Genomic DNA, 16,142 nt, shown 5'->3' on the forward strand with positions numbered 1-16,142 from the left:
CACCGGTGGGCCGAACGTCCCTCGGTACGATGGAGGCGAAAGCCGCATATTCTCCAGAGCCTTGAAAGGCGGAACCCCCGGTGAGCACTGACCAGCGCAAGAGCGCGGCCCTGCACGTCTGCGCGACGTACGCGATCGGCTTCGTGTTGCTTGTCATAGCGCTCAACACGAGCGGAGGCGTCCACACCGCATTCATCATCGCCGGCCCGGTCGCCGTCGGGCTCGGCGCCGTCGCCGCCATGGGTCGGACGCTTCTCGCGTGGCGTGCGAACAGCGGATGGCAGATCTGGCAGGGCGCGTCGATCCTCCTCCTCGCCACCACCGTCGTCTGGGTCTTCGGCGCGGTTCCCGCCCTCGTCTCCTGACGCCTGTCCGCACGCCTAGCCGCAGAAGTCACGCCCTGCCCGCGTTCACCCGCGGCCAGGGCGTGATATTTCTGGCATTCTGCAATTTTCGTTCAAGGACGGTCGTCGACAGCCGGCGTCTGCGCGTCGAGGCTGATCTCTTCGGCGTCGAGCTTGTCGAGGACAGCGGTGAGGACTTCGGAGCTGTAGGCGGCACGCTGGCTCAGGTCAAGGAGATGCCGTCGTTGTTCATCGATGACGTGGCGGCGGATCACACGCATTCGGTCGGCTGTGGCGATCCGGCGATCAAGGACGTCGGGCGCTGTGTCGGCGTCTTCACCGAGGTCGGCATCGCTTGCCGTGGCCTCCAGCTCACGAAGCGTCCTGATCCGCAGCGCGATCTCGGGATCGGCGCCGCCGACCTTCGGGTCGGACATCACTTGCGCCGTCAACGCCGCCATCTCCCGGCCGAGCTCCCTTCGTTCCGACTCCACCTGAGCGCCGTGATCGGGGAGCTTCATCCACCGGACGAACGCCCCGAGCGTGGTCCCCTGAATCACCAGTGATCCGACTGCGACGAAGAACGCCAGGAGGACGAGCATGGCTCGGTATGGCGTGTCGGTCGGCAGCGTCTGGGCGGCGGCAAGCGTGACGACTCCCCGCATGCCCGCCCACACCAGGACGAATCCCTCCCGAGCGCCGATCGACTCCGCACGGTAGTAGGCGATGTCGGCGAGCCGGCGGTCGATGCGAGTGCGCACCATCTCGGTGCGCCGCTCGGTGAAACGCTCCGGCAAGTCGGGACCCGCCAACGTCTCCTGAATCCGGGCCAGTTTGTCCTCATGGGAGATCACTCGTTGCGCTCGACGCTCGATCCACGCGACGAGCGGCATCACGACGATGAACCGGAACACGATGAGGAGGACAAACGCGAGCGCCGCGGGCCAGGCCGCATGCCACACCGATTCGTTCGATTCGCTCACCTCGGAGACCAGCGCTTTGAGCTCCAGCCCCATCAACAGGAACACACCGCCTTCAAGCAGCAGCTCGATCATCCGCCAGTTCTGAACGTCGGACAGGCGATGGGCGGCGGTCAGCCGTCGGACGCCGACACGACCGGTCACCAGTCCGGCTGCCACCGCAGCGACAAGACCCGAGCCTTCGAGGAGCTCGGCCGGAACGTATGCCAGGTACGGCGTGACGAACGAGACGGCGGTCGCGACAGCGGTGTTCGAGATCATCGCGCGAACGCGAACGACGATCCACCCGACTGCCGCGCCGACACCGACCGCCGCGACCACGGCCCACAGGAACGACACTGCGACACCCCACAGCGAGACGCTGGCCGCCATCGCGGCGATCGCCGCCCGCAGCAGCACAAGAGCACTGGCGTCGTTGAACAGGCTCTCCCCCGACAACACCGTGATGAGCCGGTTGGGTGCGCCGACACGTTTGACCGTCGTCGTCGCGACGGCATCGGTCGGACTGAGGATGGCGCCGAGCGCGACGCCGGTCGCGAAGTCCGCGTCGGGCAGGATCCACATGAACACGAGCCCGAGCCCGAGTGAGCTGATCACAACCAGCACCACGGCAAGACCGCTGATGGCTCGGAGGTCCCGCTTGAACTCCATCGTCGGCATCGCGACGGCGGCCGCGTACAGGAGCGGAGGCAGCACGCCGATCAGGATGATCTCGGGGTCGACGTCGATCTCGGGAACGTTCGGAAGGTAGCTGACGACAACTCCCGCCAGCACAAGCAACAGCGGGGCGGCCAGCCGCAGACGCGGCGCGAGCTGGTTCGCGGCCGCGATCGCAAGCACGCAGAGAACGACTATCAGCACTGCTTCCATACGCATATCCTCCCGCATCAGGCGGTGCCGTTCCTCCACCTCCAGGTGACGCGGGTCACCAATCATTCATCGCCGGGGATCGTGCCATTGCCCATTGACAAGATCAATGAAGAGTGTCACGGTAGTCAGTGAGAAGTTGCTACGACGGACATCCCGTCGAGACAGCGAGAGGACACGACAATGACGTCGACGCAGCCCCGGCCCACCGCGTACCAGCCGCCGGCCAAGCAGGCAGCCGAACTGAACTACGAGCAGGTCCTCGACGACCTGTCGTCGGCGTCGGTGCACCGAAACTTCGACCCTTACCTCGACATCGCGTGGGACTCACCCGAGCTCGAGATCTTCGAGAACGATCCGCGGTGGATCCTCAACTACGAGGTCGACCCGATCGGCCGCCACCCGTGGTACCAGGCCCTCCCCGAGTCTGAGCAGATCCGCATCGGCATGTGGCGCCAGGCGAACGTCGCGAAGGTCGGCCTCCAGTTCGAGTCGATCCTCATCCGCGGTCTGATGCAGTACGCGGACCGTCTCCCCAACGGCGACAAGCGATTCCGCTACACCACTCATGAGGCCAAGGAGGAGTGCAACCACACCCTCATGTTCCAGGAGCTGGTGAACCGCATCGGCATGAAGACTCCGGGCATGCGCACCTGGCTGCGCGCGATCTCGCCGATCATCCCGCTGTTCTCGACGATCACACCGACGATCTTCTACTTCGGCGTGCTCGCGGGCGAAGAGCCCATCGACCACATCCAGAAGGACTTCCTGCGCAGCCCGAAGTCGAACATGCACCCCGCGATGTCGGCGGTCATGGAACTGCACGTCGCCGAAGAAGCGCGTCACATCTCGTTCGCGCACAATCACCTGCGTGCGACCATCCCCGGCAAGGGCCGCCTCACCAAGTTCGCACTGTCGGTGTTCATGCCGATCGTCATGCGCATCTTGTGCGACGCGATCGTCATCCCGCCGAGCGAGTTCCGCAAGGAGTTCAACGTCCCGCGCGAGGTGATGAAGGACATCTTCTGGGAGTCCGAGAAGTCGCGCGTGTTCCTCTCCGGCGTCTTCGGCGACGTCCGCATGCTGTCAGAGCAGTGCGGCCTGATGAACCCGGTCTCCCGCCAGGTGTGGCGCGCGATGAAGATCGACGGCCGCGAGTCGCGATTCCGCAGCGAACCCGCCTACAACGCGAGCTGACCCGCCGGTGCCCCACGTTGTAACCCAGGCGTGCTGCGGCGACGCTTCGTGCGTCTACGCATGCCCAGTCAACTGCATCCATCCCACTCCCGACGAGCCGGATTTCGGCATCGCCGAGATGCTGTACATCGATCCGTCGACATGCGTCGACTGCGGCGCATGCGTGTCCGCATGCCCGGTCGGCGCGATCGTCCCCGGCCATCGTCTTGAGGAGAAGGCCGCCCGATTCGTCGACGTGAACGCCGCGCACTACGGCTACACGCAGCAGGATTCGGTCCGTTTCCCGGTTCAGCAGGACTGGCGCCTGCCGCTCGCACCGATCGAGAAGCCGAAGGCTCTTCGCGGCGGACCCGCCGTCGTCGACGTCGCGATCGTCGGATCCGGGCCGTCGGCGATGTACGCCGCCGATGAACTGCTCAAACAGCCGCGTGTGCGTGTCACCGTGTACGAGCGACTGAATCTGCCGTTCGGCCTGTCCCGGTTCGGCGTCGCACCCGACCACAAGTCGACTCGTCTGGTGATGGACCTCTTCGACGAGGTCGCTCGCCATCCGAACATCACGATCCTGCTGAACACCGAAGTGGGACGCGATGTGACGCTCGACGAACTGCGGTCCAAGCACCACGCGGTGTTGTGGGCTGGCGGAGCGCCGACCGACAAGCCGCTGCCCGTGCCCGGCGCCGATCTGCCCGGCGTTCAGAGCGCGACTGCGCTGGTCGGGTGGTACAACGGTCATCCTGATTTCGCTTCCGCCGTACCCGACCTGTCGACCGAGCATGTCGTGGTGATCGGCAACGGCAACGTGGCTCTCGACGTCGCCCGCATCCTGACCGCGGACGTCGAGGATCTCGCGGCGACCGACATCTCGCCTGCGGCACTCGCCGTCCTGCGGAAGTCGCAGGTCAGGGAAGTGGTCGTCGCAGCACGACGTGGCCCCGAGCACGCAGCGTTCACCCTGCCCGAGCTGATCGGCTTGGCCGACGGCAAGGCACGTGTGTGGGTCGACCCGGCCGACATCGACGGTGCATCCGTCGACGGCATCGACGATCCGACGATCGCCGCGAAGGTGTCCCTCCTGCAGGAGCTTTCGCAGAACGAGAGGCCTTCGGAGCCGTTCATCCGGCTCGCGTTCGGACAGACGCCTGTCGCGATCGAGGGCGATTCCCGGGCCACGCGAGTCCGCTTCACGCAGACCGGAAGCGACACCGAGACTGTGGTGGACGCCGGGCTGGTCCTCACCTCGATCGGCTACCGCGGTGTCCCGGTCCCCGGCCTCCCGTTCGACGACGCGACCGGCACCGTCGCCAACGTCGCCGGTCGCGTCGTGGACACGCCGGGCGTGTATGTGACCGGCTGGATCAAACGTGGCCCGTCCGGATTCATCGGCACCAACAAGACCGACTCCGGCGAGACCGTCGCCAATCTCCTCGCCGACATCGAGGCAGGCGTCCACGCCTGACCTTCTTCTCGACACCTTCCTCTCGACTCCGAGAGGCTGTGGAATTCGACAGAACCATTCCTGCCGTCCCGTGCGTCTAAGTAGTAGAGACCCGGCGCGGGGCTCGGGACGGGGAACGGCATGTCGAAGTTCGGGATCACACCCGGCCAGATCGCTCAGATCGCGGCCGATTGGCGCGTCGGTGGCGAAACGCTGTCAGAGGAACGGCTGGTGCCTCCCACTGGATCGGGCACCAGCCGCCTCGTCGCCGCATGTGCGGAGTTCTGTTCGGCGGCGTCGAAGACGACAACAGCCGATGCACACCGCCTGACAGCTCTCGGCGACGCCTTGGCGCGGTTCGATGCGCTCACCGAGGAGTCCGACCGCGCGTCCGCAGCGGCCCTCGACACGGCGTCTCGCGGCGGCCCACGATGACCGTCGCTGTCGACGATGTGCTCGGCTGGGACTTGAGTGGACTGCCGGCGGCCGCATCGTCACTGACCACTCTCACCGGCCGGCTCATCGACACCGGGCGCACATGCGAGCGCAGCGCGTTGAAAGATCGGGCGTGGCAGGGCGTCACCGAAGTCGCCGCGCGCACCCGCATCGGCACCGTCACCGCGTCGCTCATCCGAACCGCTCACACCGTCGACGACGCGGCCGAATCCGTGCGGACCGCGCACTCCGAGCTCGCCGACCTCCAGACTGTACTGCGCAGCGCCGTGGACACGCTGCGCGCCGACCGATACCTGGTGGCCGCCGACGGGACCGTGACACATCCGGACGCGGAGCATCGTGCCGCCGCGTTGGATGCCACCGAGCAGATCCAGGCTCTGCTCGGGCAAGCCACACGCCTGGATCGAACACACAGCGCCGCACTCGACTCGTTCGCAGCCCAACTGACGGGGTCCGACCCGAACGCCGTCGTCATGCCGTCCGGAGCGGTCGTCACGCCGGCACGTGCGGCAGGCCTGCTCTCTGCGATGACCGATCCCGAGATGCGTCGTCGAGCATGGGCGTCGTTCTCCGAGTCCGAACGAAACGAGATCATCAAGGACAAGTCCACCGTGATCGGCAACCTGGACGGGATTCCGTTCGCCGACCGCGCCGTGGCGAACGAGGTGACGATCCGAGCCGAGCTCCGCGAAGCGCTCGGCGGCGGGTGGACGGGCAATGTCGACGCCGATCGTGCGGACCGGTTGAGGTCGATGCTCGCCGACGATCGGACCTTCTTGGCTTTCGACCCGGACACGGGTGAGTTCATCGAGATCGTCGGTGAGCTGACTCCGACGACCACCAACGTCGGCGTCTTCGTCCCCGGCACCGGCACAGGACTCGACGACATCGACTCGCTCCGGAAGAAGGCGTTGAAGCTGAGTGAGAAGTCGAATGCACCCGTCATCGTGTGGGCCGACGGCCCCTTCCCGCAGCACATCGTCGCCGATCCGAGGACGACGAAGTCCATTGAAATGGCTGTCGATCCCACGCTTGCCGCAGTGAACGCCCCCAGGCTCGTCGAGTTCACGCGAGCGTTGGACGCCGAGCTGGGTGCCGTCGCGCCCGATGCGAAGACGACTGTCATCGGGCACTCGTACGGCGGATCGATTGTCGGTACGGCCGAGCAGTTGGGCATGCGCGCCGACCGCGTGGTGTACGCCTCGGCGGCAGGCACCGGCGTCGACCCGGACCGCGGATGGAGCAACCCCGAATCGGACGTCAAGCGGTACTCGATCACGCCGCCGGGCGACCCGATCCACCTCGCGCAGAAGTTCGGTGCACCTCTGCACGGCGGCGATCCGGATGTCGCGCCGGGCGTCACCCGCCTCGACTCCGGGTACCTGTCCCCTGACGACAGCGGAGGTCGCCGTCTGCTCCAGGGAACGTCGTCGCACACCGACTATCTCAACGACTTCGACTCGGATGCGTTCAACGCACTTGCGAAAGTGATCGCCGGACAGGAGCCGGCCCCGTACGTCGAACGCGCCCCCGACATGCCACGCATCCTGGAGAGGCCTGAACTCGCGCCGATCATCATCGCCGATGAGGTGTTCGACGGTGTCGTCGACGGGCTCAAAGACACGATCGGCGGTGTTCTCCGTCTGGTCGGATGACGGAAATGTCAGAGGGTCTCGGCACAATGGTCGGCATGGAGCTCTCCCCCGTCACCCGTGCCCTCGCCGTCGTTCTGCTCGGCGCGGTGACCGTCGGAACTGCCGGGTGCGCACCCGTGACCGCGGACCGCACGGACGTTCAGTGGACATCGACGACAACGCAGGAGTCCACATACGCCGAGGACTCCCCAGAAGCCCCCGTCTCGACGAGCAGCACACCGGCAGCGCCGTCGACGTCGAGCGCTCTGGCGACCCTCGACTCTCTTCCGGTGAAAGGCCGCGCGCCGAAGACCGGCTACGCCCGCGATCTGTTCGGGCAGTCGTGGTCGGACGATGTGAACGTCGACGGCGGACACAATGGCTGCGACACCCGCAACGACATCCTGAGCCGCGACCTGACCGACATCACGTTCAAACCCCGCACCCGAGACTGCGTGGTGCTCACCGGCACCCTGAACGACCCGTACACGCGAACCACCATCGCCTTCACCCGCGGCCAGAGCACGTCATCGAAGGTGCAGATCGATCATGTGGTCGCGCTCGCCGACGCGTGGCAGAAAGGCGCGCAGCAACTCACCTCGGAGGAGCGCACCGATCTCGCCAACGACCCGCTGAACCTCCAGGCCGTCGACGGGCCGACGAATCAGAAGAAGAGCGCGTCCGACGCCGCGAGCTGGTTGCCACCGAACAAGGCCTACCGGTGCACGTACGTCACCCGTCAGATCGAAGTGAAAGCTCGCTACCGCTTGTGGGTGACATCCGCTGAACGCGACGCGATGCGTCGAGTCCTCGCATCCTGCTGACCTCAAGTGCCCCTTGAGATTTCGTCCGCGGCGGCCGACCTGAAATCGCCACGATCCTTCGATCTGTCATCGCGAATCCACTACCCGAGAACCCACTTAGGGTAACCTAAGTGCAGGTCAGAGACCTGTCGGATTCGAGAGAGATGCACACCACACAAGGCACGTGGTGTGATTCACGTTTGCAAGCGTGCCGAACGGGCCATTCCGTGTAACGATTCCGGTGCGACAAACGATCGCATCCCCCACGAAAGGAATCATCGTGACCTTCCCGGCACTGACCCAGTTCTTCAACGACCTCACCATCTTCGGCGGCGACCTGCTGTCGCTCTCGTTCACCTTCGGCTTCGGCAAGTAGTCGTCGCCTCGACGGCCGACGGCATCCAGGCCTCCTCCTCCAGGGAACCTGGATGCCGTCTGCCGTCGACGTCACTGTTATAGTGGGCTTCGGTTCACTCAGGTGACACCCGGGGCTATGGCGCAGTTGGTAGCGCGACTCGTTCGCATCGAGTAGGTCGGGAGTTCGATTCTCCCTAGCTCCACCGATAACCGCTGGTCACAGCGGTAAGTGTGCGAGAATGACGCTTGGGCAACATCCCTAGGCAACACTCGCCGGACGCCCCGCAGGTCAGCGCGTATTGCCCCCACTCCGGGAAGGCAACATCTTGGCGTCGATCTCCACTCGCACCCGGACCTCCGACGGCGCGACCACTCACCGCGTGATGTGGCGACAGGACGGCAAGCAACGCTCCCTTACCTTCGTTGACCTCCAATCCGCGATGCGCTTCAAGCGCAACGTCGAAGCCCATGGCCCCCGCGAAGCTCTCGCAATCCTCGACATCGTCGACTCTGACGCGCCGGCGCTCACCCTCGGCCAGTGGATGGACGATCACGTCGCAGGCCGCACGGGTCTCCAGGGCGCGACCCGCGACAAATACGAGCGGTTCGCAGAGAAGGCCTTCCCTGAGCTACGCGACCTCCCCCTGGCCGCCGTCACCGAGGCCGCGATCGGCGGGTGGGTGCAGCGACAAGAGGCTGCGGAGTCGTCCGGCAAGACGATCCAGGACAAGCACGCTTTCCTGTCCGGCGTGCTGAAGGCGGCGGTGCGCGAGGGGAAGATCGACAGAAACCCATGCGAGGGACGACGCCTGCCGAAGACGCTGCGGCAGGAGATGGTGTTCCTGTCGCGGGCCGAGTTCGACAAGGTGCACGGCCGGATCACGCAGGAGCGGTGGGCAGACCTCGCTCTGTGGCTGGTGTCGACCGGCATGCGGTTCGGGGAGGCGACGGCATTGCGGGCCGAAGACATTGATCTGGACCGTGCGGAGTGCCGGATCACGCGCGCATGGAAGCACGACACGGGCCGGAAGCGGACGATCGGGCCGCCGAAGTCGAAGCGGTCGGTGAGGACGATCAGCCTGCCGACGCAGGCGGTGGAGGTTGTGAAGCGGCGTATCGCGGACCCGACTGTCGACGAGGTCCTCTTCTGCAACTCCGCGGGGACGGCGGCGACGACGCAGGAGTTCTACAACCGGGCCTGGCTGGAGGCACGGAAGGTGCTCGCGCCGCGGGCGCCGAGAGTGCACGACCTGCGGCACACGTGTGCGTCCTGGATGATCGGTGCCGGCGTGCCGCTAGTGGTGGTGTCGCGACACCTGGGCCACGAGGACATCGGGACGACGTCGAACGTGTACGGGCATCTGGACCGGTCGAGTTACGACGATGCGGCGGCGGCGATCGGCAAGGTGCTCGGGTAGTCAGGCTTTCCGCACCCCGAGCTGTCGCCCGTACTCAGCGAGGTCTGCCCGCACGCGCTCGATCGCGGCCCACGCTTTCGGGTCGTCCTCGTGTCCAGTCTCGGCGAGCGCGTCGTGGGTGTAGGTCCAGTCGTCGTCAGGGTCAGTGGCCATGCGGTGACGGCATTCCCCGCCAGGCGCACGCGTTACGCATTACGACACAACGTCCCGTCTGAATGTCGGAAATAGACCGCCATGAACCAAACGGACCGCAGTCCGTGTCCGGACCGGACAAATCGAAACACTGCCTGAACTGGCCGTTTGCCGAGCATTTCCGGCCGGAGTTTGCCAGCGGGTTGCCTGAGGCGTGGAATCACCTGCGGGAGCACAACGCTTCCACCGCACACCGGATCTGTAGTGAGTATCGCAGATTCGGGAGCGGTTGTTACACAGGCTGATTGGCCTGTTCTGACTTTGGGGGTCACCTATGTTGCGTCGTATCGCGACACCACTCGCCCTTGCCGTCATCGCCACATTCGCGTTGGCCTCAAGTTTGCTTGCCGGGCCCGCTGATGCCCGGACACATCACACGCGTGAAGGTGTCGACATCACCCTCACCGCATCCAAGCTCCGTGCGAAGAAAATCCCCGCGCTGGACTCCTCACCGTTCTCCGGCGAAGCACTGCTCTCCTCGGACGTGCACGCGGCCGTCCGCAACATCGACGACAAGACCGTTCGGGCCACGGTGGAGGTGGGCTACCAGATCGGGTACCCCGTCTCCGTCGCGCCGAACGGCGTGAAAGTCACCGCCCACACCCCCGAACTGAAACTGACCGGCGGCCTCAACGCCAAACTCGCCCCCAACGTCACCATCTCCGGCAGCGGCGGCGGAGGCTCCATCGGCGAGATCGGCGCCGAACTCGGCGCTGAACTCGGCGCTGAAGCGACCGTGATCCCGTCTGCAGACCTCGAATTCGAAGTCGGCGCCGGCAAGATCACCACCGTCACCCTCGCCGAGATCGCACTGACCCAACCGACCGCCGACATCGTCCTGTCCGGCATCGAACTCAACATCACCAACGCCCTCGGACCCATCAGCGTCCGCCCCTACGCCAAAATCAGCGTCACCACCGACACCGGCGTCTACGTCTACTACGACCACGGCCCCACCAGCCGCATCTGACCCGGAAGACGACACACCGTGACAACAACTCACCCCCGCAGCCGCCGGCGGCACGACTGGGGAACACTCCTAGCCGGGCTGATCGCGCTCACTGCACTCGCAGCAGCAGTCCTGCTCGCGATCTCACCCGCACCGGCCTCCGCCGAAACCCCAGCCGAGCGCTGCAAACGCGAGACCACCGCCTACAACAACGCATGGAAGAACTCCTGGGCCGCCTCACACCCAGGAAAGAAACCCAGCGATGCACCTAAACCACCCGTGCCATACAAGTGCGGCGGCAACAACGACGGACCACCACCCACGGTGCAGCCAACGACCACCGCGCCGGAGGAGTCTACGAAGACGGAGGTGCCGGAAACCACTGCGCCAAGCGACGGTCCGAGACCGGCGCTGAACGCACCCACCACGCGCCGCGAGATCGAGCACCCGGGATTGGGCCAGAGGCCAATCGGTGAAGCCCAGACCGGACATCCCAAACCGACCCGAACCGGCACTAGTCAGAGGAAGGACCTTCAGGTTCCTGGCCGAATTCTGGCGAGGGATTGGGCCCCAAGCTCAGGGCTTCCGCCTTTCGCGGCATGCGGCTCTTCCGACGAAAGAAAGGAGATACAAGACTACGAAGTCAAGGGCGGCGGCAGGGCATTCATGCGCTGCGGAAACAGCGGCTACTCATTCGAGCATATCAAGGGTCGACACATGGGCGACTGGGAGGCGATGGCGAACATGTCCGGGGACAAGTGGATGGACTTGATGCATATGTCCATCAGGGAGACCCTCCTCAATCCCGAAGTGACCGAAAGGCAGGATCCAAAGAAGGAGGGTCACAGCGCGACACTTTGCTATTCGCGTCGAATCCACCTCTACGACAAGCGCACTGGCGAGCTCACGGGGTACTCGTTCTGGTCAAATGTTCTCGTCTCGGACCGGAATGGCGACATCATTACCGCATTCCCCTCAAGCGGCGCTCCGCATTGCAAAGGTTAGAATGATAATCATGAAACGTAGTCTTGCAATAGTCGCAACAGTTTCTACCGTCGCGGTGGCTGCATCGTCCTGTTCGTCAACGTCGGACGAACACCAGAAACCCGAGAATGGAGCATCGATGTCCTCAGTACGTGCAAGCTCAGGCACTCCATGGACAAACGAAGAAGTAAGGACGGTAGTCCCTGCGGGCATCGAACGTCTCTCACCATATCTTCGCCAGTGCAAAGAAGAGGACATAGACTCGACAACTCTAATATGCGTCAATATGCACGGGGCTGGCGAGCTGTCGGGACAGTCCGCCTGGATTCGGGCAGTTCAGCGGACGCGCCCAGTCACCGCTGCGGACTTCAACAATCAGAATGAGATCTATCGAGCACCGATGTTTACTGTGGCTCGAGTGCCGGAACGGGATCGCGAAAGGCTAGGCGAGTTCGCATTCACCACTCGTAAGGACGACGAAACTGAAGTCTGGTCACTCGACTCAGATCGAGCATTCATCCAGATCGGGTATCCGCGGGGGTCAATCGACCAGGATGAACTGTGGGATACCGCGGGAAAGATCCTTGGAGCTGGTTCAGAGAACTGAGCGGCCAGCAATTGTCTCGTCAACACCTTCCCGATAGGGACCGATGCTGAAATGATCGTAGAGCCCGGAATTTGGGACCTGCATCGATCGTTTCGAACCTGAGCATCTCCAGTTGGCGCTGGCTGCTTCGGTGACGACAAGAGCCCCCGACTTCCGCGTGATACGGAAGCCGGGGGGTGTTGTCGTGCTGGGGTCAGGCCAACCAGAGACCGACACCAATCCACGATGTCGACGAGGCGAGTGACAGGAACACCGGCATCGTCGACCGGTCGACCAGGATGAGGCCCATCGGCTGGGAAGCAGCCGGCGTCCCAGGCGATGCAGAATCGGGCTCGAATGTCTCGGCGGAGCTGGAGGCTCTCCGGAGGGAGAATGCTGAATTGCGAAGAGCCAACGAGATTTTGAGGACGGCGTCAGCGTTTTTCGCAGCGGCGGAGGTCGACCGCCGACTGCGGAGATCGTCGATCGGGTACACCTCGCCGACCGAGCACGAGAAGCATTACCGTCAGGACCTCGCCTCGACACCCGAGGTGGCCTAATCAAGATCTTCGACCGGACCAGGACTGTTCAGTCCTTGCTCAGGGTCAACGTGCCCTGCGCCAAACAAACGGAGTTTCCAAGTGAGAAAGATCTCATCTATATCCGCCGCACTGACCATCAGCGCCACTCTAATCAGCGGGTGTTCCGACACACAGCAAACACCTCCGGACACGCCGCCGCCATCAACACAGAACGTTCTCAAAGGTTCATCTCTGGAAGGCAAGTCCGTCGGTGAACTCGAACGCAACTTCTGGGGATTCGACCACGGCGTGAAAGTAACATCGTTCTCCACGAACTCTGTGACAGACATCGTGCTCGAGAAATCCTCCGAGCTAGGCGAAGAAGCTGTCAGCAACTCCTTTATTGTGGCAGCGGTATTCTTTTGCGAGCCAGTTCAGGCATATGTGTACGCAGTCGACGGAACAAAGACTAATGATAAGATCACGTCACCAAGCTTTGAAACTTGGAAGGCCAAGCAAATGAAATCACCCATTTGCAATGGGCAGCCGCCAGCCACCAATGTTTCAATGAAGTAGTGCTCCAATCACCTGACGCCTTCCAGTTGAGCGGTCGCATGGTCTGCCGCCGCGGCGTGTTTGCGGAGTTCAAAGAACGCCCGCACGTAGGTCGAGAGTTCGACTATCCCCAGATCCGCGAGAAGGCCCACGATGCCTTGGCGGGCAGAGTCCGCCAGGTCATCGACCGCGCCGAACCAACCACGCCGCAATCGATTCCGCAGCCCCTTGTGAGGTCGGAACGGGCGTGTGCCCTGCCGGATGGCCGACGAACGCGACCTGCGATCCACGTGAGCGGTAGGTGTCGACCAGCCCCGCGACAAGCGGGTACGGCGCTACTCCGTCGACGTAGCCTGCATCGATCCGGACAGGCAGGCCAACCGGAAGCCGCAGCCCTGCCACGTCGTTGGCCTCGACTATGCGGACGAGTTCAGACTTCAGGCGTGCACCTCGCGGACCGAGCATCGCCGACGGCGCCATGCCGCCGAACGAGTCGTCCGCCGTCAGTCCGCCGTAACACCGGTCGTCGATGTGGCGCATCAGCGTGAGCGCACGCCTACTCAGCCCACCGTCGCGCGCCAACTGCTCAAAAGCGGGGTCGGCAGCCGACGCCCCCGACACCAGCAGCGCAGCGAGCCCGGTCAGGTCGGCGATGAGACCGCCGCCGACCGGCGACTGGGCAACGGAGTCGACGATCGCCCCCATCTGAGTCGGCGGGGTCACCGCAGCAACCGCCTTGAGCCGCAGACTCCCCCACCGCGACGCCGGTTGTGCCGCCGCGAACAGGGACGCCACCGCTCCCTCGGAATGGCCTGCGACAACAACCTCGTGCCCGATCCGCCGATCGAATGCGACAACCGCCGCCGCAGCGTCGATCACCGATGTGGCCAACGACGACCCGATCAGATACGGATGCGGACCGGGGCTTCCGATGCCCTCGAAGTCGGGCCTGACCACGGCGAAGCCTGCACGCAGCAGTCTTCCGACGATCTGGTCGCCCGACGTCATGTGCGGCAGCTCCGGATCACCCCGCCGCGCGACCGACGGTGCACATCTGTCGGCGCCACCGACAGTCATGTGACTCCACACCGCCAGCGGCCACCCCGCTGTCGGAGGCTTCGAGCGCGGCAGCAGGAGGGTGGCCGACATCGTGGTCGGACGCCCTCGCACCGATGTCGATCGGTATCGGATCACAGTGGTCGACGCAGCGGCAGGCAACGCGACGACGGGATCGGTCACAACTCTCGTGGAGAGGACGGCCGGTGATGCATCCGCCGGTCCGGTCCCGACAAGAGACACCACAAGGGCCGCCGTCAGCACGCCCGCCGCTGCGCGGATCATCGTGAACCCGGAATCAATCCGATGGCACCGCCCGGCTCGCGATCGAGACGGTCGAGGGTGTCGCGGAAGAAGCGCGCGACGGGCGCCATCTGCCCGACGTCGACCTTGTCGATGGTGTCGGCGTCGTCGTACATGTACAGCGGGCCTGAGATGAAGCTCACCACCGGCACCCCGGCGACCAGCAGGAACGACGCATCGGTCGGGATGCCCATCTGGATGAGCTGGAAAGGAGCGGCGTTCAGCATCGTCGTCGACCGCACGTTGTTCCGCGTCAACGACGACGCGAGGTCGGCCTTGAGCGCGAGGTTGACGTTCTCGAACAGCCCCTTGGTCTCCGGCTGATCAGTGGTGACGAGCCGCCCGTTCGACGCGCGCTTGGCGCGGCGCCCCACATGCTCGATCGTGGTGTTGGCGACGATGTTCCACTTGGACTGCTTACGCACGATGTACTTGTCGACGAACGCCTGATGCGACTGGTACCCGGTGAAATGCGTGTCGAACGTCGCGAACATCATGCTCTTGCGCCGCGGGCGCTTGCCCGGAGTGCGTGCGAGGCGGCCGTAGTGTTCGGCGAGGGCGATCACCTCGGCGGTGCCGGTGGCGTCCTCGACAGCACCCGCTGTCACGGAGTCGTGGTGCGACTGCACCATCACCGTGTCCCTCGTGGCGCCTGGCAGCATGCCGATGACCGTCCTACCGGTGACGGCGCTGCGGGTGACGGTCAGATCGATCCGTGCTCGGTTCCGGTTCTTTGCGAGCAGACCGCGCATCCGTGCACCCGCCGATCGCGTGACCCACATGCCGGGGATCCGCATGGCCAGTTTGCGGTAGTACTCGTTGTGATAGCGGTTCGAGTTGAAGTAGTCGCTGAGGACACCGACGAAGCCGACGGCGCCACCGTTCTGGGCGGCACGAATGGTCGACTCGAGGGACGTGAGGTACGGGTTCGCGCTCAGCATGACGTCCGGGTCGAACGTGGTGCCGTCCGGGTCGTTGATGTACTCGGCCAACGGAAGCAGTCCCGCGGTCGGCAGCATGAACGCGAGGTCGAACATCACGATCTTGCCGCGTACGTCTCGGCCGTCGATCTTGCCGCGGCCGATGTCGACCACCGGTGCGGTGAGTCCGTTCGCTCCGGTCGACCGAACGCCCGGTCCGGCGTCGGCGGGAATGAAGGAGTGCGATACGGGGAAGGCGTCGACCGCAGTGGCGCCGACACGCAGACCTGCGTTCGAGGGCTTCCAGTCGTACGACGTGACCTCCTCGAAATGCACGTCGGTCAGTCCTGCGTCGCGAAACCGCTGCGCGACGTAGTCGGACGCACGACGCCCCGCGGGCGACCCCGTTGTACGCGGCCCCATGTCCACGAGGTCGCGTACCGTCGACATCATCGATGTCGCGGTGAGCGGCGCTGTGGGCGACGCCGACGCCTCCGGTGCGAGGACTCCCCCTCCGACCACCGCGACAACGGTGACCATCGCGGCGAGAGTCTTGCCCCGCCCGACTACCTTTGAGAACAC

At 64.6% G+C, this 16,142-nt stretch carries 14 protein-coding genes, 1 tRNA gene and 2 pseudogenes; 13 read left to right on the forward strand and 4 right to left on the reverse strand.

From position 1 onward, the window contains the following. Window positions 1–80 precede the first annotated feature (80 nt). Complete coding sequence (locus WFK36_RS17220; protein WP_336793165.1) at window positions 81–365, forward strand: hypothetical protein; 285 nt, start codon at window positions 81–83, stop codon at window positions 363–365. Window positions 366–457: 92 nt separating this feature from the next. Here WFK36_RS17220 and WFK36_RS17225 read toward each other — a convergent pair whose 3' ends face one another. Continuing rightward, a complete protein-coding gene (locus WFK36_RS17225) occupies window positions 458–2,194 on the reverse strand; it encodes a cation:proton antiporter (RefSeq protein WP_336793166.1) in 1,737 nt (578 codons plus the stop codon). Between the two features lie 180 nt (window positions 2,195–2,374). On the opposite strand from WFK36_RS17225, the gene WFK36_RS17230 reads away from it, so the two are divergent. From WFK36_RS17230 to WFK36_RS17260, 7 genes and pseudogenes are all read left to right on the forward strand, one after another. Beyond that, window positions 2,375–3,388, forward strand: a complete 1,014-nt coding sequence (locus WFK36_RS17230; protein WP_008380622.1) for an AurF N-oxygenase family protein — start codon at window positions 2,375–2,377, stop codon at window positions 3,386–3,388. Window positions 3,389–3,395: 7 nt separating this feature from the next. After that, window positions 3,396–4,847: an FAD-dependent oxidoreductase gene (locus WFK36_RS17235; RefSeq protein ID WP_336793167.1), complete on the forward strand. Its 1,452-nt coding sequence runs from the start codon at window positions 3,396–3,398 to the stop codon at window positions 4,845–4,847. Between the two features lie 120 nt (window positions 4,848–4,967). Next, window positions 4,968–5,261, forward strand: a complete 294-nt coding sequence (locus tag WFK36_RS17240) for a hypothetical protein (protein ID WP_336683041.1) — start codon at window positions 4,968–4,970, stop codon at window positions 5,259–5,261. Beyond that, complete coding sequence (locus tag WFK36_RS17245) at window positions 5,258–6,937, forward strand: alpha/beta hydrolase (protein WP_008380617.1); 1,680 nt, start codon at window positions 5,258–5,260, stop codon at window positions 6,935–6,937. Before WFK36_RS17240 ends, WFK36_RS17245 begins: the two co-directional genes overlap by 4 nt. Before the next feature lie 26 nt (window positions 6,938–6,963). After that, a pseudogene (locus tag WFK36_RS17250) lies at window positions 6,964–7,737 on the forward strand (HNH endonuclease family protein); the annotation flags it as partial. Window positions 7,738–8,206: 469 nt separating this feature from the next. Further along, window positions 8,207–8,279 (forward strand) — tRNA-Ala (locus WFK36_RS17255). Between the two features lie 123 nt (window positions 8,280–8,402). Beyond that, entirely contained in the window at window positions 8,403–9,494 is a 1,092-nt protein-coding gene (locus WFK36_RS17260; RefSeq protein ID WP_336793168.1) for a tyrosine-type recombinase/integrase, read from the forward strand. On the opposite strand, the gene WFK36_RS17265 is transcribed toward WFK36_RS17260, so the two are convergent. Then, window positions 9,495–9,647, reverse strand: coding sequence for a hypothetical protein (locus tag WFK36_RS17265; RefSeq protein WP_336793170.1), 153 nt, complete (start codon window positions 9,645–9,647; stop codon window positions 9,495–9,497). It abuts the gene before it with no gap. 313 nt (window positions 9,648–9,960) lie between these two features. Between WFK36_RS17265 and WFK36_RS17270 the strand changes: the two genes are divergently transcribed. The 5 genes and pseudogenes from WFK36_RS17270 (at window position 9,961) to WFK36_RS17290 (ending at window position 13,302) form a co-directional block, all read left to right on the forward strand. Continuing rightward, on the forward strand, window positions 9,961–10,656 hold the full coding sequence (locus WFK36_RS17270) for an MspA family porin (RefSeq protein WP_336793172.1): 696 nt from the start codon (window positions 9,961–9,963) through the stop codon (window positions 10,654–10,656). An 18-nt stretch (window positions 10,657–10,674) separates the two neighbouring features. Further along, window positions 10,675–11,640 carry a hypothetical protein gene (locus WFK36_RS17275; protein ID WP_336793173.1) on the forward strand — a complete coding sequence of 322 codons (966 nt, stop codon included), beginning with the start codon at window positions 10,675–10,677 and terminating at the stop codon, window positions 11,638–11,640. 10 nt (window positions 11,641–11,650) lie between these two features. Further along, window positions 11,651–12,226, forward strand: coding sequence for a hypothetical protein (locus WFK36_RS17280; RefSeq protein WP_336793174.1), 576 nt, complete (start codon window positions 11,651–11,653; stop codon window positions 12,224–12,226). A gap of 344 nt (window positions 12,227–12,570) precedes the next feature. Then, window positions 12,571–12,698 (forward strand): annotated as a pseudogene (locus tag WFK36_RS17285) (IS3 family transposase); the annotation flags it as partial. 148 nt (window positions 12,699–12,846) lie between these two features. After that, window positions 12,847–13,302 carry a hypothetical protein gene (locus WFK36_RS17290; protein WP_008378958.1) on the forward strand — a complete coding sequence of 152 codons (456 nt, stop codon included), beginning with the start codon at window positions 12,847–12,849 and terminating at the stop codon, window positions 13,300–13,302. 159 nt (window positions 13,303–13,461) lie between these two features. On the opposite strand, the gene WFK36_RS17295 is transcribed toward WFK36_RS17290, so the two are convergent. Further along, the gene (locus WFK36_RS17295; RefSeq protein WP_336793176.1) at window positions 13,462–14,622 is read right to left on the reverse strand and encodes a lipase family protein; all 1,161 of its coding nucleotides are present in this window, start codon (window positions 14,620–14,622) and stop codon (window positions 13,462–13,464) included. Further along, the gene (locus WFK36_RS17300; RefSeq protein WP_336793177.1) at window positions 14,619–16,142 is read right to left on the reverse strand and encodes a M28 family peptidase; all 1,524 of its coding nucleotides are present in this window, start codon (window positions 16,140–16,142) and stop codon (window positions 14,619–14,621) included. Before WFK36_RS17300 ends, WFK36_RS17295 begins: the two co-directional genes overlap by 4 nt.

Origin of the sequence: Gordonia malaquae, assembly GCF_037148075.1 — a bacterium.
GTDB classification, from domain to species: Bacteria; Actinomycetota; Actinomycetes; order Mycobacteriales; family Mycobacteriaceae; genus Gordonia; species Gordonia malaquae.